This window comes from Marisediminitalea oceani (genome assembly GCF_003731635.1).
GTDB classification, from domain to species: Bacteria; Pseudomonadota; Gammaproteobacteria; order Enterobacterales; family Alteromonadaceae; genus Alteromonas; species Alteromonas oceani.
Window position 1 is genome coordinate 1 of sequence record NZ_RCUA01000019.1, and the last position, 23,560, is coordinate 23,560.

Sequence of the window (23,560 nt, forward strand, 5' to 3'; positions counted from 1 at the left end):
AAAAAGGTGTTCAAAGCGAAAGGCGCGGCCGGAACAGATGGGCAGAGCCTGAGCGAGTTCGCCTCGAATCTGGATGATAATCTTGAGCAATTACGCCTCGAACTCGAAACCAAACGCTATACCCCTCAACCGGTCAGGCGGGTGGAAATCCCGAAAGAAGGGGGGGGAGTACGGTTACTGGGGATCCCATCAGTACGGGATAGAGTCGTTCAACAAAGTTTGACTGATATCCTGAGTCCCATTTTCGAAGAGCAGTTCCATCCATCAAGCTTTGGTTATCGACCGGGGCGGAGCTGTCATGATGCCATCAATAAAGCCACAATGTTCATCCGTCGATATGAGCGACGACACGTGGTGGATATGGATCTGTCGAAGTGCTTCGATAAGCTGGACCATAGGCTTATCCTGAAAAGCATCAAAAGACGGGTACGAGATGGTAGCGTGCTGAACTTAATCAGTCAGTTCTTAACAAGTGGGGTAATGGTTGATGGGCATTGGCAGCAGACAGAGGCAGGTAGTCCGCAAGGTGGGGTAATCAGCCCATTGATAGCGAACATCTATCTGGATGCGTTTGATGAGGAGATGAAACAGCGTGGCCACCGCATAGTGCGTTACGCTGATGACATTCTTATCTTGTGTCGGAGTGGTTCAGCGGCAGAGAATGCGCAGCGACAAGCGACACAAATCCTTGAAGGTAAACTGAAGCTGACAGTGAACACAGAGAAAACCCATATCACGCACAGTGATGCGGGAGTCAGGTTCCTTGGCGTGGAAATCGGGACAAAACATACCCGAATTCAAGCGAAGAAACTGGCGGCGTTCAGAAGGAAGCTAAAGCAGATGACAAAACGCAATGGAGGAAAACCGTTGCAAAGTGTCATCAATGGACTGAACCCATTGCTAAGAGGGTTTAGCCAGTACTTCAGGATTGCCGATGCTAGCAGGGCATTCAAACAAATTGCGAGTTGGCTAAGACGCAGACTGCGAAGCGTTCAACTTAAGTTATGGAAGAAGGCGAGCCGCCTGCATCGCTGGCTACGACAGCGAGGATACAAAGGCAAGTTCATCTGCATGAACATGACGAGTTGGCGAAGCGCAAGAAGCCCGTTAGCAAGCTACGCGATGCCAAACAGCTGGTTCAACGAACTAGGACTGGTGAATCTGGGAGATGTTAGAACGGGGAATGTGCCCAGCATTTACGCTGGATAAACCAGTACATGAGCCGTATACGAGGTCCGTACGTACGGTTCTGTGAGAGGGATGAGGCGGAGACGCCTCACCCTACTCGATATTGGTCGAAAAACTTCGCTCACTCATTCTCAATCCGATTCCTATAAGCATCCGGACATAAGTTCTGCAATGTAAGTCAATCTAACATCGCCAGACGCTTGGTAGCGCGCCTAACCAAAGCCTCGTCATTTGCATGTGCTATCGCCTGATTCAGGCGCTGAACGGCTAACTGGCTATTTTCTTGTTGCGCAATATCCAGTAATAACACGGCGATTTCGACATTCTGACTGGTGGGCAACTTATAGGTTGCAAGTAATCGGTTAAGGGCTTGCTCACCCGGTTTTACAGCCAATCCGTGTTCCTGACTAAACAACGCTACCTGATAACAAGCATTGATCCATTTCACTTCCCGGTACCAGCTTTGCACCGGAGGGTACTCACAGGCCTGCGCAAACGTTTGTTGTGCCTGGGCCAGATTATCTATTGTCCAGTAATACTGCGCCACACGTTCGAGCACGACAAAGTCGTCGTGAAATTCTTCCACAGCCGCTTTAGCTGCGACAACGCCACTTTGCTGATCGTCAGTATTTTGTGCGTAGTTCAGTTTGGCGATATAGCCCCACTTTTGCTCCAGAGCGATGGCTTTGTCGGTTAAGGTTTTTTGTAAGGACGCATCGGCACCATAACTACTTCCGTGCGCAGAGGCCCCGGCTCGTAGGGCTACATATTCAGCATTGTCAGGACCGACTTCTCCGGCGCGTAACTTAGCCTGCACACCTTTCTTATAAAACCCGAACTTAGAGAAAATTCCCGCCTGATGGCCAAGGTCGCGCCAGGCATCGGCGGCAAATGCGAAGGTATCGGGATTATCCGCAAAACGAGACTCAAAACTAAGCAACAGCCTCTCCGCTGCATCGTTATCCTCCAGTTCGATTTGTAGCATGATAGCCAGCTTACTTAACTGATGATTACCATCTTTTATCCCTTCCTGTTCGGCTAGCAGCTTTGTGGCAGGGCTGGTATCCCCTTGTACTAAATGGTGAAATGCGGCATTAATTTGTTCATTTAATCCCTCATTCTCCACAGCGTTGTTGGCATAACTGACTATACAAAATACTAGTCCACTTATTAATAATACTGTTCTTTTGGCTGTCCTGATGCTACCCACATGAGCTCCAAATTTTGTCTGGTCCCGGATAACGCAGAACATAATGCGCAGTTAGAAAATTGTCAGGCAATGCATGATGAAGCCAGTGTATTTGATGATGAACGGATAAATAACGGAGAGTTAAACTGCTTAAGAGCTAATCTTGTTTCACTGCGAGAGACAGCCTTAAACTTTGCCAAAGTAACAGCCTGGTTAACGTGTAAGTTTTATCCCTCTGAATACACCGATGCAAAAGGTTTACGCTTAAAATAGGGTCTTGTATAGTGTCGGTCAAAACCAAGTAGATGAAGTAGCCGCAGAGCATATTATTTATTGCCGCTTCATTAATCACCAATGCCTTATCAGGCTTCCAATTGTGTTGTAACACTATTATGAAATACAGTCCTTTACTGGCAGAGTTAATCGATAGCCTGACCTGCTTACCGGGTGTGGGCAATAAAACAGCCCAACGCATGGCGTTTCAGTTACTTGAGCGTAACCGTGAAGGCGGTAGAACGCTCAGCGCGGCTCTGCACAACGCCATGGAGCATATCGGTCATTGCAAACAGTGCCGTAATTTTTCTGAGAATGAGTTGTGCGAAATCTGTCAGCATCCCCAACGCAGCGACAGTCAGCAGCTTTGCGTAGTGGAGAGCCCACAGGACGTGATGGCCATCGAACAAACCATGGCGTACAAAGGCACGTACTTTGTATTAATGGGCCACCTGTCGCCCATTGATGGCATCGGCCCTGCCGAAATTGGTCTGGATATTCTCGAAAAACAAATTACCGAGGGCCAATACGCCGAAGTCATTCTGGCTACTAACCCTACAGTGGAAGGCGAGGCCACAGCCCATTATATTGGTCAGCTGTGTCAGAAGCACAATGTTTCGGCCAGCCGAATTGCTCATGGTGTGCCGATTGGCGGAGAGCTTGAATACATAGACGGCAATACACTCACCCATGCATTTTCAGGTCGACGGTCACTCTGAGTACCGTCGAAACCCATTCCGGTAAGCCATTTTATGGCCAGCACTTTGCTACCCAACCAACAATTTTTTGTATTTTACCGTTGAATTCTTTGTCCTGAGACCTCACTTGTCTTGTTGAAAAATAATTAAACTGACTAGGAGACTCTGGTTTATGGCTGAAGTGGCCCATCAAGAAACTCATGGCTTTCAAACAGAAGTAAAACAACTTCTGCATTTGATGATCCATTCTCTTTATTCAAACAAGGAAATCTTTTTACGCGAGTTAGTATCTAACGCAGCAGATGCCGCTGATAAACTTCGTTTTAAGGCGCTGGAAAATGATAGCCTGTACGAAAATGATGGTGATCTGTGCGTTAAACTGAGCGTTGATAAAGAAGCGGGTACCATCACCATTAGCGATAACGGTATTGGTATGAGCCGCGACGACGTAATTGCCAACCTCGGTACTATTGCAAAGTCGGGCACCGCAGACTTTTTCAGCAAACTGTCTGGTGATAAAGCCAAGGATTCCCAGCTGATTGGTCAGTTTGGTGTTGGTTTTTACTCTGCGTTTATCGTTGCTGACAAAGTCGTCGTTCGCACCCGCGCTGCAGGCGAGTCTGCTGATCAGGGCGTAGAGTGGATTTCTGAGGGTGAAGGCGAATTCACCGTAGGTGATATAGAAAAGGCCGATCGCGGTACAGAGATTACGCTTTATCTGCGCGACGATGAAAAAGAATTCGCCGATGATTGGCGTTTGCGTTCGATCATCAGCAAATACTCCGATCACATCAGTATTCCTGTGCGCATGTGGAAAGCGCCGGTAGAAGAGCAGGAAGGACCAGACGGAGAGAAGATCCCGGCCCAGCCAGGCGAATGGGAAACCGTTAATAAAGCCACTGCATTGTGGACTCGCGACAAGTCAGAAATTAGCGATGAAGAATACATTGAGTTCTATCGCCATGTTTCTCACGACTTTGCCGAGCCGATGAGCTGGGCACATAACAAGGTGGAAGGTAAAACCGAATACACCAGCTTGTTATATATCCCAAGCAAAGCCCCGTTTGACTTATGGAACCGTGAGCAAACCCACGGCCTGAAGCTTTATGTTCAACGCGTGTTCATTATGGATGACGCTGAGCAGTTTATGCCTACTTATCTGCGCTTCGTAAAAGGCTTGCTCGACTCCAACGATCTGCCGCTCAACGTATCCCGTGAAATTTTGCAGGATAACAAGATCACCCAGTCACTGCGCACGGGTTGCACCAAGCGTGTACTGCAAATGCTGGAGCGTATGGCGAAAAATGACGCCGAAAAATACCAGTCGTTCTGGAACGAGTTTGGTAACGTGCTGAAAGAAGGTCCGGCGGAAGACTTCTCCAACAAAGAGAAAGTAGCTGGCCTGTTGCGTTTTGCCTCAACTCACAACGACAGCAGTGACCAAACGGTATCTCTGGCTGACTATATTTCTCGTATGAAAGAAGGTCAGGATAAGATTTACTATGTGACTGCCGACAGTTACCAGGCGGCCAAAAACAGTCCTCACCTGGAAATCTTTAAGAAGAAAGGCATTGAAGTACTGTTGATGGGCGAGCGCATTGACGAGTGGTTAATGCAACATCTGACCGAGTTTGATGGTAAGCAGCTGAAGTCGATTGCCCGTGGCGATCTGGATTTAGATGATCTGGAAGACGAAGAAAGCAAGAAAGCTCACGAAGAAGCCGAAAAGCAGGTAGAAGGTGTGCTTGAGCGCGCTAAAACCGCGCTGGGCGACAAAGTTATCGACGTTAAATTCACTCACCGTTTAACCGACTCACCAGCGGTAATCGTGGCTGACGACAACGGCATGACTACGCAAATGATGAAGCTGATGGAAGCCGCTGGTCAGCCAGTGCCTGAAGTGAAATATCACTTTGAACTCAACCCTGAACATCAGTTAGTGAAGTTACTGGCCGACGTACAGGACGAAACGGTATTTAAGAGCTGGACAGAAGTATTGTTTGATCAGGCGGCACTTTCTGAGCAGGGTAGTCTTAAAGACCCGGCGACTTTCGTACGCAACCTGAATGGCTTACTGATGAGTCTTTCTAAGTAAGTCAGCAGCAAAGCACTGAATAAAACGGGCAGGTTTTTACCTGCCCGTTTTTTTGCGTGTACCTGTAATGTCGACAACATTAATCCACTAATCGACAGATTTGCAGGTAACAAATTATCAGCGTGGTTTATATTGGTTTTAATTCAGCTTGATGATGCAAAGCGTAACAAGCTGGGTTGCTTACACATGCGGGCACTTAGGGAGTGCTGTCAATGCCGGTAACGCTTAGAGCTACCGCAAAAATTAGCATTGCTGTTAAGGATTTGTGTCGACATTGTTCAATAGTTCAATTTACATACGCTATTAGTCGTAAGACAGCAGACAAGACCGGCTGAGCACTTGTCACGCCGAATGGTAGTGTGTAAAGTGCCTCACAGTTATGAAATAAATAAGCGGAGAGCGCAAATATGCGAATTATACTTCTCGGTGCACCGGGAGCCGGTAAGGGTACACAAGCGCAATTTTTGATGGGCAAATATGGTATCCCGCAAATTTCTACAGGTGACATGCTTCGTAGTGCTATCAAGGCTGGTACAGAACTGGGCTTAGCAGCAAAGAAAGTCATGGACGAAGGGAAATTAGTGTCCGACGATATCATTATTGGTCTGGTAAAAGAGCGCATTGCTCAGGATGACTGTAAAGACGGTTTCCTGCTCGATGGTTTCCCGCGCACTATCCCTCAGGCAGATGCCATGAAGGAAGCTGGTGTGGCAGTTGACCATGTTATCGAATTTGATGTACCGGATGACGTTATCGTCGACCGGATGGGCGGCCGTCGTGTTCACCCTGCGTCAGGTCGTGTTTACCACGTTGTCTACAATCCACCAAAAGAGGAAGGTAAAGACGACGTGACCGGCGAAGAGTTGATCATTCGTGATGATGACAAAGAAGAAACCGTTCGCGCACGCTTAGGTATCTACCACGAGCAAACACAGCCGCTGGTTGATTACTACAGTGCTGAAGCCGAAGCTGGTAACTGTGCTTACCACAAACTCGACGGCACTCAGCCGGTAGAAACGGTCAGCAAGCAATTAGGTGAGCTGCTGGGTTAATCCGGCCTCTTGCAGAATTGAAAAGCCGCTGATTTACAGCGGCTTTTTTGTTTTCCGTTGTTGCTAACCAACGAACATCACAATCATTGCTTTACCCTTCACCCATTTCACTGTCACAATAACCGCCTCTAACGTGAAGATAGTAGTGAAAAGATGATCGTACTTCCGGTTACTGCTTTTTATGCCAGTATTCTGGCATTTATCTATTTGTATATTACCGCGTTGGTGATTATTCACCGGCGTAGCAATCGTATTGGCGTGGGTGACGGCGGCGACGAAGTACTGCAGCGTCTGGTTCGGGTTCACGGTAACTTTGCTGAATATGTGCCGCTCACGTTACTGCTGCTGGCCATCCTGGAAATCAGCACGGAAATTCCCTGGCTGATTCATCTATTCGGCGCATCCCTGGTCATTGGCCGTGTATTGCATGCATACGGTTTGCGTCACTCTGTGGGCGCAACCTGGCAACGAGTCGCAGGCATGATGTTAACCCTGATGTCGTTGTTCGGCCTGGCCAGCGCTAATCTGACACTTATTTACTGGTTACCGTTTTTATGAACTCGTTAGCACAACTTATCACGCCAGCGTGCCTGCTCGACCTGATTAAGTTCCGCCGCAATTGCCAGCGAATGCAGGCCGTCGCGGATAGTGAACAACTTACGCTTCGTCCGCACGTTAAAACCCTTAAATCACTGCAGGCGGCAGAATATTACGCACCAGCCTCAGGCCCCATCACGGTGTCAACATTGGCAGAAGCGGCTACTTTTGCCAGCGCCGGTTATACCGATATTCTCTACGCAGTGGGGCTGTCTCCCAACAAATTCGGCCAGTTAGCCGCCATTCAACGACTGGCGCCGGATTTCACGGTGATAGCTGACAGTCTGGCTGCGGTGAATGCATTAACCGATTACGCCGGTGAATTAGAGCTACCTTTATCGGTGATGCTGGAAGTGGATGTGGACGATCATCGCGCCGGCTTATTACCTCAGTCCGACGAGTTGATTACTTGCGCCAGAGCTTTATCAGCAGATCCGAATATTTACTTTCGAGGCATCATGACTCATGCCGGGGCCTCCTACGATTGTGACACCAAAGCTTCGCAACAGGCGATGGGGCAACAAGAGTGTGAACGTATTGCCAACGCTGCAGCTAACCTGTTGGCAGCGGGAATACCCTGTGAGCTGGTTTCGGCAGGTTCAACCCCCACGGCTTTAGCCGGCATAAAGCACACTGGTATCAATGAACTTCGGGCCGGTGTCTATGCCACATTTGATTGTGTCATGGCCGGTCTTGGGGTGTGTGAAACTGATGATATTGCTCTGTCTGTGCTCACATCCGTAATCGGCCACCAGGTCGATAAAAACTGGGTGATTGTTGATGCTGGCTGGATGGCCTTGTCGCGGGATAAGGGCACGGCATCACAGCAGCAGGACTGTGGTTATGGACTGGTGTGCGATGAGAACGGCAAGCTACTGGATGGCTGGTACGTAAGTGCCACCAATCAGGAACACGGCATTATCAGCCATCGCGATAACCTTACACCGCCTGAGTCTGTGTTTGGTTATGGCCGTTTACTGCGTATTTTACCGATTCATGCCTGTGCCACGGCAGCTCAGTATTCTCAATACCAGGTCATTGGTGATGACGGCGACATTTCGGCAATTTGGTCGCGGGTAAACGGCTGGTAGAATGCTGGTCTGTTGAGCTGACTTCTTGCGGCCGTTAACTGGGCAAAAATCCCACATCGGTTTACACTTAAACGATGTAGTTTATGAGTTGCTGTCCTCAATGAAGTTTCGCCAGCTAGTCTGTGTTTTTTGTTTATGCGTACTTAGTATTACAGGGGCTTTCGCCAACACTCCCTCACTGGTAGTGTTTACCGAAGTGTCACCACCTTATCAGTATCAGGCGGGCGATCAGGTTAGCGGTATTGCTACTGAGCGGGTCCGCAATATCATTTCCCATGCCGGGCTTACCGCTGAATTTAAGATATACCCCTGGGCAAGGGCGATGCTAAATGTCGAACGGTCCAGTCGAGCTTTGATTTACTCCATTGCAAAAACGCCGCAGCGGGAAGGTCGTTTTCACTGGATTGCTCCGGTTGCCAGGTTTAACCTGAGCATTCTGACGCTTGCCAGACGAGAGGATATCCAGCTCGATAACCAGCTTGATCTGAATGGCTTGTCGGCAGCCGCTCAGCGAGGTGATATTGCTGAGTCATGGCTGGTTAGCAAAGGACTTGTAGAAGGTCGGGATCTGCTGGTATGCGCCGATATTCTATGTTCGTGGCAGCAGTTAAAACTTGGCACTGTCGATATCATTATCGAAGATCCAAACCTTATTGAAAGCACCGCGGAGCTGGCAGGTTTACAGGCCGGGGATATCAAGGTTGTGCAGCCCGTACCGGCACTTTCTGTTGTGGCTTATCTGGCGGCTAATGGTGATATGGAGCCGGAGATAGTGGAACGCTTGCAGGTTGCCGCCCGGGAACTCGGTTATCAGTGACGCATAAAAAAGGCCACCATCAGGTAGCCTTTGTTCAGGTTGTGCTGACTAGCCTTTATGGCGTTCTCTGAGCACGTTAACGGCATCCGATACCGACATATCACAGGCCTGCAGCAGCACTGTTAAATGATAAAGTAAGTCAGCTGCTTCATTACGCAGTTCTTCTTTATCCATTACGGTGGCCGCCAGCGCAGTTTCAACGCCTTCTTCACCTACTTTCTGCGCGATGCGCTTTACGCCTTTACTGTACAGTTTGGCAGTGTAGCTCGACTCCGGATCAGCCGATTTACGTGCTGCCAGTACCCGCTCCAAATCGCCTACAAAGGTGTAATCGGCAACGTCGCCATCAAACCAGCAGCTTTCTGCGCCGGTGTGGCAGGTTGGGCCATTAGGGTTGGCCAGCACCAGTAAAGAGTCGTCATCGCAATCACTGCTGACACTGACTAAATCCAGCGTGTTACCGGAGGTTTCGCCTTTTTGCCATAAGCGCTGCTTAGAGCGGCTGAAAAAGGTGACTTTACCGGTACTCAGGGTAACCTCGAGTGCTTCCGGGTTCATGTAACCCTGCATCAGTACTTTACCAGTTACCGCATCTTGCACAATGGCGGGTAGCAGGTTATCCATTTTTTCCCAGGCTAACTGGCCCTGGGTCTCTTGAGTAATTTTCATAGTTGTTTCCTTATGCCCCAACCGTATAACGCTGGCGCATGGGGACACCGGCAGCTACCAGAGTCGCTTTTAATTCGTCGATGTTAATAATGGCTTTATGAAACACTGAAGCTGCCAGCGCGCCGTCGACATCGGCTTGCTTAAATACATCGGTAAAGTGTTCTATGGCACCAGCACCGCCTGAGGCAATCAGTGGGATGTTACAAACTTCTCTTACTGCTGCCAGCTGCGCAATGTCATAGCCCTTGCGCACGCCATCCTGATTCATACAGTTAAGCACTATCTCACCGGCACCACGTGACTGCACTTCTTTGATCCAGTCCAGGGTTTGCCAGGCAGTTTGCTGAGTGCGGCTTTCGTCACCGGTAAATTTGTACACTTCGTACTGGTTGTTGGCTTCGTTATAAAAACTGTCGATACCAATTACCACGCACTGCTGACCATACACATCGTGCAGTTCATTGATCAGTTCAGGATTGGTCAGGGCCGGGGAGTTAATCGAAATTTTATCCGCGCCCATTTCAAGAATGCGCCCGGCGTCTTCTACTGACTTAATCCCGCCCGCTACGCAGAAAGGAATATCAATGACCTGAGCGATGCGGCTCACCCAGCTTTTATCTACTACGCGCTGATCGGAGCTGGCGGTAATATCATAAAAGACCAGTTCGTCAGCACCTGCTTTGGCGTATTGTTCCGCCAGCGGTACGATGTCGCCAATGATTTCGTGATTACGAAATTGTACGCCTTTAACCACCTTACCGTCGCGTACGTCCAGACAGGGGATTATCCGTTTTGCCAGCATGCGATAGCCTCCTCAACGGTGAATTTACCTTCCAGTAGTGCCCGGCCTAAAATAACACCGCCTACACCGGTCGGGCGTAACGCGCGAATATCATCGAGCCCGCCAATACCGCCAGAGGCTTGCCAGGATACGTTAGGGAACTGTTTGCTCACTTCGGTATACAGTTCAACGTTAGAGCCCTGTAGCGTGCCGTCACGGCTTATGTCGGTGCACAGCACGTGTTTGGCATCCACTTCGGCAAAGGCTTCGAGGATTTGCTCCAGTGATACGCCGGAATTTTCTTGCCAGCCGTGGGTTGCAATAAACTTATTGCCGTCATCGTCGATGTTAATATCCAGCGCCAGTACAATGTGCTCAGGCCCGTATTGTTTTACCCAGCTTTTTACCAGCTCGGTTTGTTTTACCGCCAGTGAGCCAATGACCACCCGGCTTACACCAGACTCAAGCAGTTGCGCCACTTCGCGCTCTTCACGGATACCACCGCCAGACTGGAATTTCATGCGCTTGGTATCCACCATGGCGCGGATCAGTTCCAGCTGACGTTTGTCGGTATCTTTAGCGCCGGTAAGGTCAACAATGTGCAACCACTCGGCACCCTGATCAGCATAGCTGTGTACGACCTCAACCGGGTCAAGGGTGTACTGGGTTTTCTGGTTATAGTCGCCCTGGTACAGTCGCACCACGGCGCCGTCGATTAAATCGATAGCAGGTATAATCATGATTATAGGTTCACAAAGTTGGTTAGCAGTTGCGCGCCGGCTTCACCTGAACGCTCGGGGTGGAATTGCACCCCGAAGAAATTATTGTGCCGGATAGCGGCCGAAAATGTCTGGCCATACTCGCAGCTCGCCAGAGTGTGCTCATAAACAGGCACTGCAAAGCTGTGCACAAAATAAAAATAGGTGCCTTCGCCTAAGCCTTTAAACAGCGGAGAGTCACCGACCGGGCTAATGGTATTCCAGCCCATGTGGGGTAAGCGCAGCTCGCCAGCCTGCATGCGTTTCACATGGCCGGGTAACAGTTTTAAACAGTCGATGGTACCAGTGGTGGCTTCATCGGATTGCTCAACCATAAGCTGCATGCCCAAGCACACACCCAGTACCGGCTGAGTTAAGCCTTGTAGCGTTGGGATAAGCTGTTTGGCAGTGATGCTGGTCATGGCCGCGCCAGCAGCTCCGACGCCCGGTAAAAATACCTTATCGGCACTTTTAATAACCGCCGGATCGTCCGATACCGTTACACTGACACCCAGGCGCTCAAGGGCAAATTTAACCGAGGAAATATTGGCGCAACCGGTGTTAACAATAACAATGGTTTGCTGGGTCATTACAGGGCTCCTTTACTGCTTGGCAGGGCATCACCCGAACGGGTAATTGCCTGACGTAAGGCCCGGCCAAATACCTTAAACAGGCTCTCTACCTGATGGTGAGCATTACCTTCGCTGGTGGATAGGTGCAGCGACAGTCCCATGCTTTGGGCCAGTGAATAAAAGAAGTGCTCAACCATCTCGGTGGCCATTTCGCCAACCTGATCACGGCTGAATTTGGCATCAAATTTCAGGTAAGGGCGATTGGAAATATCCATAATACATTCGGCGCGACACTCATCCATCGGCAGGGCAAAACCAAAGCGGCCAATGCCGCGTTTGTTACCCAGTGCTTTTTTAAGGGCTTCACCTAACGCCAATGCGGTATCTTCTACACTGTGGTGATCGTCGATGTGCAGATCACCGTCAGTTTTAAGTTGTAATTCGAAGCCACCGTGGGTGGCAATCTGGTCGAGCATGTGGTCGAAAAAGCCCATACCGGTGGCAATGGTCGACTTCGCAGCCGAGTCTAAATCTACCCGTACATGAATGTCGGTTTCAGAGGTGGTTCGGGTGACTTCAGCGATGCGGGAAGAGGCCAGCAACTGCTTCTCGATAGCCGGCCAGTTAATGTCGTCACGGCTGTACTGAATACCTTTAATACCCATGTTTTCGGCCAACTGCATATCAGTCATGCGATCGCCAATCACGTATGAGCGGGTAAAGTCGACCTTACCCTGTTGCAGATAGTCTTTGACCAGACCAAGTTTAGGCTTACGGCAGGAACAGTTGTCTTCATCAAAGTGCGGGCAAATCAGCACATCGTCGAAGGTCACGCCCTGACTTTCAAACACTGCCATCATGGCATTGTGGGGCAGGTCAAAATCGGCCTGCGGAAAGCTGTCGGTACCCAGACCATCCTGATTGGTAACCATCACCAGTCTGAAGCCGGCGGCTTTCAGTTTTAGTAAAACCGGGATCACCTGAGGTTCGAATACCAGCTTTTCGAGGCTGTCGAGTTGCTTGTCGATAGGTGGCTCTTCTACCAGAGTGCCGTCACGGTCGATAAATAAAATAGCTTGCTGGCTCACAGTGATGCTCCCGCTTGCTCAAAATAAGCGTCTAATAAGGAAAGTAAACGCTGATTCTGTTCAGCGCTGCCAATAGTTACCCGCAGGCAGTCTTGCAGGTTAAGTTGTTTGGACTGATCGCGTATAAGCATGCCCTGACTTACCAGGTATTGCATGATCTGCGCGCAGTGACTGTGGCGGAACAAAATATAGTTGGCTTTCACATCGCCAACCAGTGCTACGCCGGGCCGTTTGGCCAGCTCTGCCTGCAGCGTGGTGCGCTGTTCATTTAAAAACGCCACCTGTTGCTGCATTCGCTCAATATTCCCGGGCGTTAATGCCTGCGCCACAATTTGCGCCACCGGCTCCGGAATAGGGTAGGGCGCAATCACTTTTAACAGCGACTGGATAATCGCTTCACTGGCGATAGTAAATCCACAGCGTAAACCGGCCAGGGCAAAGGCTTTGGAAAGCGTACGTAATACCACCAGGTTAGGGTAAGTTGCCAACTGCGTTGCCCAGGTGTTCTCGATATCAAACTCAATGTAGGCTTCGTCTACCACTACCAGAGCGGTATCGGCAAAGTGCTCCAGCACGGCGGTTAAATCGGCCTGACTCACCTGAGTGCCGGTAGGGTTATTAGGCGCGCAAATAAATACCAGATTAACGTCTTCTGTCGCGCAAATCCCGTCGACATCCAGGCTGAAATCGTCGTTTAAGGGAACGCGTTTAATGCCCACATCACAGGTTTCCGCGCTGATGGCATACATGCCATAGGTAGGCGGGCAAATCAGAATATCATCTTCGCCCGGGGTACAAAAAGTGCGGATTAACAGCTCAATGCCTTCATCGGCGCCGCGGGTGACAATCAGTTGTGATTTATCTACACCTGCATAGTCGGCATAGCCGTTGATCACGCTGTCGGGCTGACAGGAGGGGTAACGGTTAAAGTTACCCGAATCAATATCGTAAGGATTGGCAAAAGGCGACTCGTTGGCATTAAGCCAGTCCTGACCACCGGAAAATAACCGGCGCGCTGATTCATAGGGTTTTAGCGGCACCAGATTGGCGTTGATTAAAGTATCAACCAGTTTGCTCGTCATAGCGGTCTCTGTAAGTTAATCGTTTTGCTTGTTCAATTTGTCCAGCCGATAGCCAACCGCATTGCGGTGAGCATCGAGCCCTTCAGCATCAGCGAGTTGCATAATGGCCGGGCCTAAATTGCGCATGCCGTCTTCACTGAGTTCCTGAATCGTGTAGCGGCGCATAAAGTCCAGCAGTCCCAGGCTGGAGTAATTTCTGGCGTAACCATAAGTTGGCAATACGTGGTTGGTGCCAGAGGCGTAATCGCCGGCACTCTCTGGTGACCACGGGCCTAAAAATATTGAGCCGGCATGTTTAATTAGCGGCAGCAAGCCCCGTGAATTATCACATTGCACGATTAAGTGCTCAGGCGCGTACTGGTTGCTCACGGCAATGGCCTCGTTCACTGAGTCGGTCAGAATATAACGGGCGTTTTCCATGGCTTTGCTGGCAATGCTATTGCGTGATAGCTGTGCCAGTTGTTTGGCTACCGCTGCTTCTACTGCCTCAATCAGCTCAGCACTGTTAGTGACCAGAATAGCCTGGGAATCCGGGCCGTGTTCGGCCTGGGAAAGCAAATCAGAGGCAACAAAGTCGGCATCGGCGCTTTCATCAGCCAGTACCAACACTTCTGATGGTCCGGCAGGCATATCAATAGCGGCACCGTCGGCGCGCTGACTAACCTGCTGTTTGGCTTCGGTAACAAAGCTATTACCGGGGCCGAAGATTTTATCGACTTTGGTGATGGTGTCGGTACCAAAGGCCATGGCGGCAATCGCCTGCGCGCCGCCACACAGATAAATCTCACCAATACCGCAGCATTTCGCGGCAAAAGCAATCTCAGGGGCAATTTCCTGCCCGGCATTAGGCGGGGTACAAAGTACCTTGCGCTCACAGCCAGCTACCATTGCAGGCACACCCAGCATCATAACGGTAGAGGGCAGTGGCGCACTGCCTCCCGGGATGTATAACCCTACCGCTTCCAGCGCAGTAAAACGTTGCTCACACACTACGCCTGGCGTCGTGGTAAGGCGGATGTCCTGCGGGTACTGAGCTTCATGGAATTGTTTTACATTGGCAAACGCCGTTTGAATTGCATCCTGTACTTCAGGCGTCACACGTGCAGCCAGCTCATCACGTTTTTCAATGCTGAGTTTCAGGCTGGTAAGCTCGGGCGAGTCGAAACGGCGGGTAAATTCCAGTACCGCCTCATCACCGCGCGTAAGCACCTCGGCAAGGATGTCTGTCACGGTTGCTTTGAGTTTGGCGCTGTCGGCCATTGCAGGACGAGCCAGCGCATCAACTTGTTGTGCAGAAGTCAGAGTAGACCAGTTAATCATCGGATTAGCCTCGCTTTTAACCCATCATCTTTTCAATTGGCATAACCAGAATGGAGCTGCAGCCCAGAGCTTTAAGCTTTTCCATGGTTTCCCAGAACAGGTTCTCAGGGCTGACAACATGAATGGCTACGGTGTCGTCGCTGCCAGCCAGTGGCAGCACGGTTGGGTTCTCAGCGCCCGGGAGTAGGCTTTTTACCTGCTCAAGATAGGCTTTTGGCGCGTGTAGCATAATGTATTTGCTTTCTTTGGCCTGAATAACGCCATCAATGCGCGGTACCAGACGGTTGATCAGCGCCTGTTTCTCTTCGCTCAGCTCGCCGTCGGCACGTTGAATCAGCACGGCTTTTGAGCGGAAGATCACTTCCTCTTCCTGCAGGCCGTTGGCTTCAAGGGTGGCACCAGTTGATACCAAATCACAAATGGCGTCGGCTACTCCGGCGCGAGGAGCTACTTCCACGGAGCCTGTCAGCATGACCGCTTTGGCGTTAATGCCTTGCTCTTTGAAATAACGTTCAAGTAAATAAGGGTAGGTAGTGGCTACTTTTTTACCGCCCAGCGAGGCTGCGCCGCTGTAGTCCATCTCGGTAGGTACCGCAAGAGATAAACGGCAACCGCCGTAATCAAGACGACGCAGCACTTCGAAATCGGCTGCTTTGCCAGCGGCCTGACGCTCGAGCATTTTTTCTTCTAACTCGTTCTCACCAATAAAGCCCATGTCAACAACACCGTCCATAACCAGGCCCGGAATGTCATCATCGCGAACACGCAGCAGGTCGATATTCTCATTGGTAGAATGGGCAATCAGCAGGCGATCGCGAATGTTAAGTTTAATGCCTATAGCTTTAAGAAGTGCAATGCTGTCGTCGCTTAAACGACCGGATTTTTGAATTGCAATTCGCAGTCTGCTGTTATCACTCATGGTGATGGTCCTCTAATTAGTCCTGAATTTGGTGCGCCATTAACGAAAAACCCCCGGAAGTTTCCTTCCGGGGGTCGATATTCTTTATCTGCGCCACTGGAAGGAAAACAACAACCTTCCAGCACAAACCTGAAAGGTTATGCTTTATGATGGTGGTGATGAATGGCGGCGCGTTTAATCATGTATAAAATTTTGTTCATTAATTTAGACGCGCAAACAATAGCCAAGACGCGCAGCCATTGCAAGTGTTTTGCAACTTTTGCGGGTAAATATACTCTAATTAATGGTTATAAGACCTGTTAGTTTGGAATGAATACCCTAAGCTGGTGAATAATTATACATAAAGGCGTATAGTTGAGGCAAAGGTTGGGAGGTGGTTGTTATGAGTAACGATCTATTGTTTTCGGTTTTGCCGCGGGAAGGCAAAGTGCCGGTGGTAGTCGACGAAAAGGTTAAGCGGGTTAGTAAAGAAGCCCGGGCTAAGCACCTGTCTGAAGATGAGAAAGAAACCCATGATGAAGAACGCCTGATCAGTGAGCAGGAGCAATATAAGGTGCATGAAAAAGCATCCCGGCAGGAGCAGGAGTCATCCCGGCAGCAGCATCAAAAGCAAGCTGATAAACAATCTGCTGCACCAGCGCCGGAAGATGAGGAAGAACTGCTCTACGACAGTCATGGCGAAACATCAGAACATCATCATGATCCTGATGCTCCGCACATTGATATCTACGAGTGAGTTTTAGCCGTTCGCTCGGTATCCAGCCAGAGTAAAAACGCAGGCAGAAACAGTAAGTCGATCACCAGCGCACCCACCAGAATAATAGCGGTCAGCAGGCCCATATCTGAATTCAGCGCAAAACTTGAAAGGCTAAGAATACCAAAACCCACGGTCAGCACTGTGGTGGTTACAATAAGCGCCTGACCAATGGTTTTGTAAGCATATTGCACGGCTTCTTCAGCACTTTTACCTTGTTCCCGGGCTTTTTTGTATTTCGATAAAAAATGCACCGTATCATCCACAATAATCCCCAGTGTCATACTGAGCACCACCGAAAGTGCCATATTGATTTCACCCGACAACATGGCCCAGATGCCAAACCCTAATCCGGCAGGCAGCAAATTAGGCACCAGGCTTATAGCGCCTAGTTTCAGGGATTTTAAGGCAAAGACCAGTAGCCCTGATATGATCACCAGCGCCGTAAGCGAGCCCTTCAGCATACTTTGCATATTGGTCTCACCAATGTGAGCAAACATCAGAGCGGGGCTTGCCGCGGTTAACCTAAGCTCAGGCGCCAGTTTATTGAAGAAGTCCTTGGCGCGTTGTTCAAAGGCCGTGAGCTCTTTACTGCCAAGGTTATCCAGCGTCACGCTAATTCGGGTTGCGGCTTTGTCGACATCAATCTGGTTATTTAAGTCGAGGCCATAGGGGAGAGACATCTCAAACAGCAACAGATACTGGGCAGCCAGTTCCACATCAAGCGGCAACCGGTAAAAACTCTCATTATCATAATTCATGTTTTTGTTGAGCTTTTTATAGGTGTCACTAATGGAAGAAACATGATCAACCTCTGGCTGCGCCCTCAACCATTCGGTCAGTGCCTGCACCGAGGTTAATACTTCCGGTTTGTTAATACCGGAGATCTCATCGGTGTAAATGGCAAAATCAATGGTGGCGAGACCGCTTAGGTGTTCTGACTGATAATCGGCCGCCTGACGGAAGGTGTTATCCTGACTGAAGTATTTTATAGCAATGTCATTTAACTGGTTGGTGGAAGCCAGAATCAATGCGGTTACAAAAACGATTGCACTGTAAGGTAAAACCCGGCGGTGATAGGTGATCACCCATTCACCCAACCCGGTGAGCCAGGGCAGCGGTTTAGTGCTGGTTTGCTGCGGTGGTTTAATTGGCAGAATTTTAAGCATTGCCGGTAACAGTGTGAGAGCCAGTACACAAGCGAGCATGACGCCCATCGCTGTAAGATTCCCCAGGTCGACCAGAATCGGCACATCGGAAAAATTTAGGGTTAAGAACCCAATTGAAGTGGTAACCGAAGTAATAACCACCGGCATAAAGTTTATTGCCAGGGCATTGTGCAGGGCTTCATCGCGACTTTCGCCCTCACGCATATGTTGAAACCAGGAAGCTATCACGTGGACGCAGTCAGCTACTGCCAGAGTCATTACCATGGTGGGGACATTGACCGTTGAAACACTTAAGAAGAAACCGCTCCAGCCTGCGAATCCCATGGTAGCGGCAATGGTAGTCGTCACTATTACCAGAGTAGTAACGGCGGCAAAAAAGGATCGCATCAACACGCCAATCATCACAATGATGGCGGCAAACATGGCCGGTACTAAGGTGGCTGCATCGTCGTTAGCGGCAATCTGGAAGGCATCATTGAGCATCACCACGCCGGTTAAATACAGCTTATGATCAGGGTGCTCTGTGGCGATCCGATTTTTGATACTTTTTACAAAGTCGCCAATTTCCGCCACTTCCGGGGTTTGGTCACCATCGCTCATGCGAACGGTTATACTGATAACGGCCACCTGACCATCTGGTGAAACCAGCCTGTTTACCACGTCAGGTTCACTCAGAGCGACCTGTTCGATATTGGAGATGACTTCTGGTGTGAGGGTTTGCCAGTCCGGGTAGAGTTTATCGACGATTAGATCATCACCTTCAGCATAGGTATGCTGGAAATTGGTAACAGAGTTAATGCGAATAGAGTAGGGGGTTTGCCAGGCTTCTTCAGTAAGGGCTTTAATCAGATTGAGGGTGGTGGCGTTAAATACGTTGCCTGAATCCGGCACAACCAGAATATTTACCGACTCCGTTTTATTAAACATATCCTGCATTTCTTCAAATGCTACCCGTTGCGGATTATCCTCGCGAAAAAAGGTCTTATAGTCGCCGCGGAAATAGAGGTTCTGAGCGCCCGCTGCCAGTGCGAGAATCAGTATACTACTGAACAGAATAATCAGATAAGGATGGTTGAGGAGTCGCGTATAAAGGCGAATGGTCATTTGACGTCCTTCGAATTGTTATATTGTCATTGACTTTATAAACTACTATTACACGGTAATGTGGAGATTTCCACTGATGAAACAGAGTCTTTAGGCCGTTTGTTGTCGCCAGTCACGGAGCAGTATGAAATGAGTATACCCAGTGTTATGACCCGCCGCATAGTGACCGTTCAAATGGACGATTCACTGACTGTGGTCAGAGAGATATTCGAAGCCAGTGGCTTTCATCATTTGCTGGTGGTTGAAGATGAAAAGTTGGTGGGCGTCCTGTCAGACCGCGATTACCTCAAGGCTATCAGCCCTTTCATTGATAGTATTAGTGAGCGAATCCGCGACCGTGCCACGCTGGAGCGCAAGGTGCATCAGATTATGAGCCGGGACGTTATTTCTCTTAAAGTTACCGACACCATGGTGCGCGCCATCGGTTTATTTAATCAACATAAGATTTCTTGTTTACCGGTTATCGACGAGTTTGATAAGCCGGTTGGGATTGTTAGCTGGCGGGATATTTTTCGTTATTTTGGCGCCTCGGTAGAGAAACGCCGTTAGTCGTTAGCTTTTTGGTATCAACTATTGGCTCAGGCCTGGCTACCTAATGCTTTAAGCGCATCACCGTCTAACCGGTAGCGGATCCATTCGCCCTGGGGCTTAGCGCCCAGTGATTCATAAAAATCAATGGCTGGCTGATTCCAGTCGAGCACGCTCCACTCAAATCTTCCACAGTCTTTTTCCACGGCAATACCTGCAAGATGGGTTAGCAGTTGTTTACCTGCGCCGAGTCCTCTGCTTTGTGGTGAAACATACAGATCTTCAAGGTAAATACCGTACTGGCCCTGCCAGGTAGAGTAACTGAAGAAGTAAATTGCGAAACCGATGGGCTGGCCATCATGTTCGCAAATGAGCCCATGGGCATGGGGTGTTTCGCAAAACAGGGTATTGTGAATATGCTCAGGAGTGGCTTTGGCTTCATGCTCAGCCTTTTCGTAAATAGCCAGCTCTTTGATGAAGTGTAAGATAGTTTCGGTATCTGTTGTCTGAGCGGGGCGAATAGTGATGGCCATAGGGTCTCCTCGGTCGAGCCATGCCAGAGGCAGGTTGTTACTACATTTTGTTGTTAATGATGGGAAAGTTTAACTGAAAAGCATGCGGGGAGCACGGTTTGGCAACCGGCCTCCCCGAAGTTAATTGTGTTAAGAAAGCTGGGGAGATTTACCTGTTAGTTTATTTTTCATCAGTGGAAACAAGCCAAAGAATTTACCGAACAGGGTAGTCAGGTCCTGCAAAATCAAATACAGGCAGGGCACCAGTAGCAAGGTAACCAAAGTCGCGTACAACACTGCAGAACCCAGCGCAGCGGCCATTGGAATGACAAATTTGGCCTGCAGGCTGGTTTCAAACAGGATTGGCATAACCCCAGCAAAGGTCGTTATCGACGTTAAGGTTATTGCTCTGAAACGGGCGCAGCCAGCTTCCTGAACAGCTTGCAGTATGGAGTGGCCCTCCAGACGCTTCTGGTTTATGTAATCGGTCATTACCAGGGAGTCATTGATAACTACCCCGGCCGCCGCAATCAGACCAAAGGTCGACATCATACTCAGATCAAGGCCCAGCAGGTAGTGAGCCCAGATGGCACCGGTCAGGCTGAAGGGAATTACCGACATGATGATTAACGGCTGACCGTAACTCTTCAGCGGCACTGCCAGCAGGATGTACACCATGATCATCGCAGCCACAAAGAACATGATTTGTTCGTCTTGTTGCGCCTGTTGCTCTTCAATGTCGCCACCCAGTTGGGTTTGTACATTGGGGAATTCCTCGAACAGCTGTGGCAGCAGTTTTTGATCAATACTGGCTACCACCTCGTTAGGTTCAACCTGTTCTTCGTCGATAGCGCCATAGACATACACGGAGCGATAGCCCTCTTCACGACGAATGTAGCTGATTCCGGGTTCTTCGCTCAGAGTGACCACGTCACCCAACATGACTTCCTCACCCTCTGGTGTGGTAATCACTGTGTATTTCAGGTCAGAAAAACGCTCCCGGGTTAATCGAGGATAGCGCACCATCACCCGGACTTCCTCGCCGTCACGGATCACTCGCTGGGCTTCACCGCCGTAAAAGCTCAGGCCAACCTGGTTTGCAATGCTACGCAGATTCAGGCCAAGCTCGTAGGCTGCCGGTAACAGTTCCATGCGCACTTCTTTACTGGCCGGGTCAATGGTGGAGCTCACATCATAGAGGCCCTTTTCCTGTTGCAACATCTGAATAAAGCGCAGCCCCGCTTCGTTCAGTGACTTAATGTCGGCACCATACAGCAGGTAGCCAAATTCACCGTTGTCGCCACCACCGTTCACATCGTCTTCAATACTGAAGCTCTTCATACCGGCGATTTCAGGGATCTTTTCGCGCCACTTACGGGCCAGTTCAAAGGTATTAAAGTGACGTGCGTCCTCATCGACCAGAGGAATAACCAACCGCGCTTCGGTACGGGATTCATTAAATGCCAGCAGATCACGGATCATGCCAGAGCCATATTCCTTGATAGTTTCTTCTTCAATTTGCCAAATCACTGATTCGACGGTTTTTAATGCTTCGATGGTCGCCATATCCGACACATTTTCGTTCATCTCAATGCCGATGCTGGGGAAGTCATGAGGCACCTTGGGCTGAGGTATCATGCGCACATGATTACCGGCAACCAGGCCCCAGCTCAGCATTAGCATGGCAACAAAACCAGCTAGAACGGCCCAGCGCCACTGCACGGCTTTTTCGACGGTGCCACGGTACGGGCCATGAATAAACTGATTAAACCGCGCATTGAAGCGAGAGCGCCAGCCGTCAGGTTTTACTTTGCTGAATTTTATATGGGCAATGTGCGCAGGCAGGATAAGCTTGGATTCAATCAGACTAAAGGTCAGGCACAAGATCACAACAATGGCGATATTGTAAAAGAATTCCCCCTCGGGACCGCTACTAAGGGTAAATGGCGCAAACACGGCTATGGTGGTAAGTACACCAAAGGTCGCTGGCGTTGCTACACGCTTGGCCCCGCGGATAACGTTTTCTACCCCGGGCCCTCGTTGTTCTATTTCGGTGTAGGCACTTTCTCCTATTACAATGGCATCATCCACCACAATACCCAGTACCATGATAAAGGCGAACAACGACAGGATATTTACACTTACGCCAAACACTGGCATTAGCATAACTGCGCCTAAGAAGCACAGCGGTAGCCCCACCATAACCCAGAAAGCCAGGCGGAAGCGCAGGAAGATCGTCAACATCAGAGCAACCAGTAACGAGCCCTGAAACAGGTTGTTGAGCATCATGTTCAGGCGGGCATTTAAGTAGTAGGTCATGTCGACCAGCTCTTTAAGCTCTAAACCGGCTGGCAACTCTGTGTTCTTAAATGCCATGAAATCTTTTACCGTTTCAGCAATCGGCACAATGCTCTGCGATTTAGTTGCGTTTACTGCAATCAATACCGCATTTTGCCCGGTATAGCGGAAGTAGCGCTCGCCTTCAGTAAAGCCATCTTTAATGTCGGCGATATCAGAGAGCACGACCTTCGCGCCATCCGGGCCAATCTTGACCGGGATGCTGGCAAACTCATCGCCATCATAAAACTGACTTTCAATCCGCACCGAGACCAGGCCTGCGTCAGTACGTAATTGACCGGCTGAAATGTTGGCAGAGTACTGATTGATGGCATTGGTGACGTCTGAAATTGTCAGGTTATACATGCGCAGCAGTTCAGGCTTAATTTCGATGGCAATTTCATCGGTTGGTACCCGGGCATTGGCCAGGGAAACATTACTTAACTGGAGTAAGTCATCCTCAATTTCCTTGGCGATAGGCTTTAATTCCTCCAATGGAATATCACCCACCAGGGCCATTTCGTACACCTGCTGCTGAAACTCAGCCTGAGAAATGGTGACCGGCTCCATATCGGCCGGGAAGGTGGCAATACTGTCGACGCGCAGCTTTACCTTATCGAGCACATCGGTCAGCTCTTCATCTTTATCGATTTCCAGCGACACCCGGCCGCTGTTTCTGAAAGCGCGGGATACTGTGCGTTTAATTTCGCTAACGTCTTTCAGGCTCTCTTCTATCTTGATCAGGATACTTTCTTCAATTTCCTGGGGAGACGCACCGCGGTATTGCGCCGAAATATTAATATAGTTTCTCTCAATATTCGGAAACATCTGGCGCTGAATGGTTTTGTAGCCAAAGGCACCCATAATAAGGATGAATATCATCAGCAGGTTGGCGGCAACCGAATTACGGGCAAACCACGAAATAAGCCCGGTTTGAGGGTTTAATGGATCTGACATTACGCTGATT

22 protein-coding genes and 1 other annotated feature are annotated in these 23,560 nt (G+C 49.6%); of the genes, 10 read left to right on the forward strand and 12 right to left on the reverse strand.

Annotated features, from left to right (window positions below):
- On the forward strand, positions 1 to 1,209 hold a 1,209-nt coding region (gene ltrA, locus D9T21_RS06485; protein WP_123323532.1), incomplete at its 5' end, for a group II intron reverse transcriptase/maturase.
- Positions 1,210 to 1,366: 157 nt separating this feature from the next.
- On the opposite strand, the gene D9T21_RS06490 is transcribed toward ltrA, so the two are convergent.
- Positions 1,367 to 2,314 carry a hypothetical protein gene (locus D9T21_RS06490; protein WP_123324247.1) on the reverse strand — a complete coding sequence of 316 codons (948 nt, stop codon included), beginning with the start codon at positions 2,312 to 2,314 and terminating at the stop codon, positions 1,367 to 1,369.
- 84 nt (positions 2,315 to 2,398) lie between these two features.
- On the opposite strand from D9T21_RS06490, the gene D9T21_RS06495 reads away from it, so the two are divergent.
- From D9T21_RS06495 to D9T21_RS06525, 7 genes are all read left to right on the forward strand, one after another.
- Positions 2,399 to 2,650 (forward strand): hypothetical protein, encoded by a 252-nt coding sequence (locus D9T21_RS06495; protein ID WP_123324248.1) that lies wholly within the window; start codon positions 2,399 to 2,401, stop codon positions 2,648 to 2,650.
- A 119-nt stretch (positions 2,651 to 2,769) separates the two neighbouring features.
- Positions 2,770 to 3,369, forward strand: coding sequence for a recombination mediator RecR (recR, locus tag D9T21_RS06500; protein ID WP_123324249.1), 600 nt, complete (start codon positions 2,770 to 2,772; stop codon positions 3,367 to 3,369).
- Between the two features lie 151 nt (positions 3,370 to 3,520).
- Positions 3,521 to 5,443, forward strand: coding sequence for a molecular chaperone HtpG (gene htpG, locus D9T21_RS06505; protein WP_123324250.1), 1,923 nt, complete (start codon positions 3,521 to 3,523; stop codon positions 5,441 to 5,443).
- A 407-nt stretch (positions 5,444 to 5,850) separates the two neighbouring features.
- Positions 5,851 to 6,495, forward strand: coding sequence for an adenylate kinase (gene adk, locus D9T21_RS06510; RefSeq protein WP_123324251.1), 645 nt, complete (start codon positions 5,851 to 5,853; stop codon positions 6,493 to 6,495).
- 153 nt (positions 6,496 to 6,648) lie between these two features.
- Positions 6,649 to 7,053, forward strand: a complete 405-nt coding sequence (locus D9T21_RS06515; RefSeq protein WP_241155650.1) for an MAPEG family protein — start codon at positions 6,649 to 6,651, stop codon at positions 7,051 to 7,053.
- A complete protein-coding gene (locus D9T21_RS06520; RefSeq protein WP_123324252.1) occupies positions 7,050 to 8,183 on the forward strand; it encodes an alanine racemase in 1,134 nt (377 codons plus the stop codon). The genes D9T21_RS06515 and D9T21_RS06520 overlap by 4 nt, the downstream gene beginning before the upstream one ends.
- A 100-nt stretch (positions 8,184 to 8,283) precedes the next feature.
- Positions 8,284 to 9,000: a substrate-binding periplasmic protein gene (locus tag D9T21_RS06525; RefSeq protein ID WP_164464595.1), complete on the forward strand. Its 717-nt coding sequence runs from the start codon at positions 8,284 to 8,286 to the stop codon at positions 8,998 to 9,000.
- A gap of 48 nt (positions 9,001 to 9,048) precedes the next feature.
- Here D9T21_RS06525 and hisIE read toward each other — a convergent pair whose 3' ends face one another.
- The 8 genes from hisIE to hisG are packed head-to-tail and all read right to left on the reverse strand — an operon-like array spanning position 9,049 to position 16,189.
- Positions 9,049 to 9,669, reverse strand: a complete 621-nt coding sequence (gene hisIE / locus D9T21_RS06530) for a bifunctional phosphoribosyl-AMP cyclohydrolase/phosphoribosyl-ATP diphosphatase HisIE (RefSeq protein WP_105933447.1) — start codon at positions 9,667 to 9,669, stop codon at positions 9,049 to 9,051.
- A gap of 10 nt (positions 9,670 to 9,679) precedes the next feature.
- Positions 9,680 to 10,471 (reverse strand): imidazole glycerol phosphate synthase subunit HisF, encoded by a 792-nt coding sequence (gene hisF / locus D9T21_RS06535; RefSeq protein WP_105933448.1) that lies wholly within the window; start codon positions 10,469 to 10,471, stop codon positions 9,680 to 9,682.
- Positions 10,453 to 11,190, reverse strand: coding sequence for a 1-(5-phosphoribosyl)-5-[(5-phosphoribosylamino)methylideneamino]imidazole-4-carboxamide isomerase (hisA, locus tag D9T21_RS06540; RefSeq protein ID WP_123324254.1), 738 nt, complete (start codon positions 11,188 to 11,190; stop codon positions 10,453 to 10,455). Before hisA ends, hisF begins: the two co-directional genes overlap by 19 nt.
- 2 nt (positions 11,191 to 11,192) lie before the next feature.
- On the reverse strand, positions 11,193 to 11,798 hold the full coding sequence (hisH, locus tag D9T21_RS06545; protein ID WP_105933450.1) for an imidazole glycerol phosphate synthase subunit HisH: 606 nt from the start codon (positions 11,796 to 11,798) through the stop codon (positions 11,193 to 11,195).
- Positions 11,798 to 12,868 carry a bifunctional histidinol-phosphatase/imidazoleglycerol-phosphate dehydratase HisB gene (gene hisB, locus D9T21_RS06550; protein ID WP_123324255.1) on the reverse strand — a complete coding sequence of 357 codons (1,071 nt, stop codon included), beginning with the start codon at positions 12,866 to 12,868 and terminating at the stop codon, positions 11,798 to 11,800. The genes hisH and hisB overlap by 1 nt, the downstream gene beginning before the upstream one ends.
- Positions 12,865 to 13,950, reverse strand: coding sequence for a histidinol-phosphate transaminase (gene hisC, locus D9T21_RS06555; RefSeq protein WP_123324256.1), 1,086 nt, complete (start codon positions 13,948 to 13,950; stop codon positions 12,865 to 12,867). Before hisC ends, hisB begins: the two co-directional genes overlap by 4 nt.
- Positions 13,951 to 13,965: 15 nt before the next feature.
- Positions 13,966 to 15,270: a histidinol dehydrogenase gene (hisD, locus tag D9T21_RS06560; RefSeq protein ID WP_123324257.1), complete on the reverse strand. Its 1,305-nt coding sequence runs from the start codon at positions 15,268 to 15,270 to the stop codon at positions 13,966 to 13,968.
- Positions 15,271 to 15,286: 16 nt separating this feature from the next.
- Positions 15,287 to 16,189, reverse strand: a complete 903-nt coding sequence (gene hisG, locus D9T21_RS06565; protein WP_123324258.1) for an ATP phosphoribosyltransferase — start codon at positions 16,187 to 16,189, stop codon at positions 15,287 to 15,289.
- A gap of 45 nt (positions 16,190 to 16,234) precedes the next feature.
- Positions 16,235 to 16,351, reverse strand: a sequence feature (His leader region).
- Positions 16,352 to 16,571: 220 nt separating this feature from the next.
- Between hisG and D9T21_RS06570 the strand changes: the two genes are divergently transcribed.
- On the forward strand, positions 16,572 to 16,925 hold the full coding sequence (locus D9T21_RS06570; protein WP_123324259.1) for a hypothetical protein: 354 nt from the start codon (positions 16,572 to 16,574) through the stop codon (positions 16,923 to 16,925).
- Here the strand turns inward: D9T21_RS06570 and D9T21_RS06575 are convergent.
- Positions 16,916 to 19,216 (reverse strand): efflux RND transporter permease subunit, encoded by a 2,301-nt coding sequence (locus D9T21_RS06575; protein ID WP_123324260.1) that lies wholly within the window; start codon positions 19,214 to 19,216, stop codon positions 16,916 to 16,918. The genes D9T21_RS06570 and D9T21_RS06575 overlap by 10 nt on opposite strands.
- 129 nt (positions 19,217 to 19,345) lie before the next feature.
- On the opposite strand from D9T21_RS06575, the gene D9T21_RS06580 reads away from it, so the two are divergent.
- Entirely contained in the window at positions 19,346 to 19,765 is a 420-nt protein-coding gene (locus D9T21_RS06580) for a CBS domain-containing protein (RefSeq protein WP_105933457.1), read from the forward strand.
- 29 nt (positions 19,766 to 19,794) lie between these two features.
- Here the strand turns inward: D9T21_RS06580 and D9T21_RS06585 are convergent, their stop codons facing one another.
- Positions 19,795 to 20,277 (reverse strand): GNAT family N-acetyltransferase, encoded by a 483-nt coding sequence (locus tag D9T21_RS06585; RefSeq protein WP_105933458.1) that lies wholly within the window; start codon positions 20,275 to 20,277, stop codon positions 19,795 to 19,797.
- Between the two features lie 129 nt (positions 20,278 to 20,406).
- A complete protein-coding gene (locus D9T21_RS06590) occupies positions 20,407 to 23,550 on the reverse strand; it encodes an efflux RND transporter permease subunit (RefSeq protein ID WP_105933459.1) in 3,144 nt (1,047 codons plus the stop codon).
- Between the last annotated feature and the right edge of the window lie 10 nt (positions 23,551 to 23,560).

What these genes read in the sequence shown, in the direction of transcription:
- D9T21_RS06520 (WP_123324252.1), top strand. Translation starts at nt 7,050, where the DNA reads ATGAACTCGTTAGCACAACTTATCACGCCAGCGTGCCTGCTCGACCTG.
- D9T21_RS06575 (WP_123324260.1), bottom strand. Translation starts at nt 19,216, where the DNA reads ATGACCATTCGCCTTTATACGCGACTCCTCAACCATCCTTATCTGATT.
- hisF (WP_105933448.1), bottom strand. Translation starts at nt 10,471, where the DNA reads ATGCTGGCAAAACGGATAATCCCCTGTCTGGACGTACGCGACGGTAAG.
- D9T21_RS06495 (WP_123324248.1), top strand. Translation starts at nt 2,399, where the DNA reads ATGAGCTCCAAATTTTGTCTGGTCCCGGATAACGCAGAACATAATGCG.
- hisA (WP_123324254.1), bottom strand. Translation starts at nt 11,190, where the DNA reads ATGATTATACCTGCTATCGATTTAATCGACGGCGCCGTGGTGCGACTG.
- D9T21_RS06585 (WP_105933458.1), bottom strand. Translation starts at nt 20,277, where the DNA reads ATGGCCATCACTATTCGCCCCGCTCAGACAACAGATACCGAAACTATC.
- hisD (WP_123324257.1), bottom strand. Translation starts at nt 15,270, where the DNA reads ATGATTAACTGGTCTACTCTGACTTCTGCACAACAAGTTGATGCGCTG.
- hisC (WP_123324256.1), bottom strand. Translation starts at nt 13,950, where the DNA reads ATGACGAGCAAACTGGTTGATACTTTAATCAACGCCAATCTGGTGCCG.
- D9T21_RS06570 (WP_123324259.1), top strand. Translation starts at nt 16,572, where the DNA reads ATGAGTAACGATCTATTGTTTTCGGTTTTGCCGCGGGAAGGCAAAGTG.
- hisH (WP_105933450.1), bottom strand. Translation starts at nt 11,798, where the DNA reads ATGACCCAGCAAACCATTGTTATTGTTAACACCGGTTGCGCCAATATT.
- hisG (WP_123324258.1), bottom strand. Translation starts at nt 16,189, where the DNA reads ATGAGTGATAACAGCAGACTGCGAATTGCAATTCAAAAATCCGGTCGT.
- htpG (WP_123324250.1), top strand. Translation starts at nt 3,521, where the DNA reads ATGGCTGAAGTGGCCCATCAAGAAACTCATGGCTTTCAAACAGAAGTA.
- D9T21_RS06580 (WP_105933457.1), top strand. Translation starts at nt 19,346, where the DNA reads ATGAGTATACCCAGTGTTATGACCCGCCGCATAGTGACCGTTCAAATG.
- D9T21_RS06525 (WP_164464595.1), top strand. Translation starts at nt 8,284, where the DNA reads ATGAAGTTTCGCCAGCTAGTCTGTGTTTTTTGTTTATGCGTACTTAGT.
- recR (WP_123324249.1), top strand. Translation starts at nt 2,770, where the DNA reads ATGAAATACAGTCCTTTACTGGCAGAGTTAATCGATAGCCTGACCTGC.
- hisIE (WP_105933447.1), bottom strand. Translation starts at nt 9,669, where the DNA reads ATGAAAATTACTCAAGAGACCCAGGGCCAGTTAGCCTGGGAAAAAATG.
- adk (WP_123324251.1), top strand. Translation starts at nt 5,851, where the DNA reads ATGCGAATTATACTTCTCGGTGCACCGGGAGCCGGTAAGGGTACACAA.
- D9T21_RS06590 (WP_105933459.1), bottom strand. Translation starts at nt 23,550, where the DNA reads ATGTCAGATCCATTAAACCCTCAAACCGGGCTTATTTCGTGGTTTGCC.
- D9T21_RS06515 (WP_241155650.1), top strand. Translation starts at nt 6,649, where the DNA reads ATGATCGTACTTCCGGTTACTGCTTTTTATGCCAGTATTCTGGCATTT.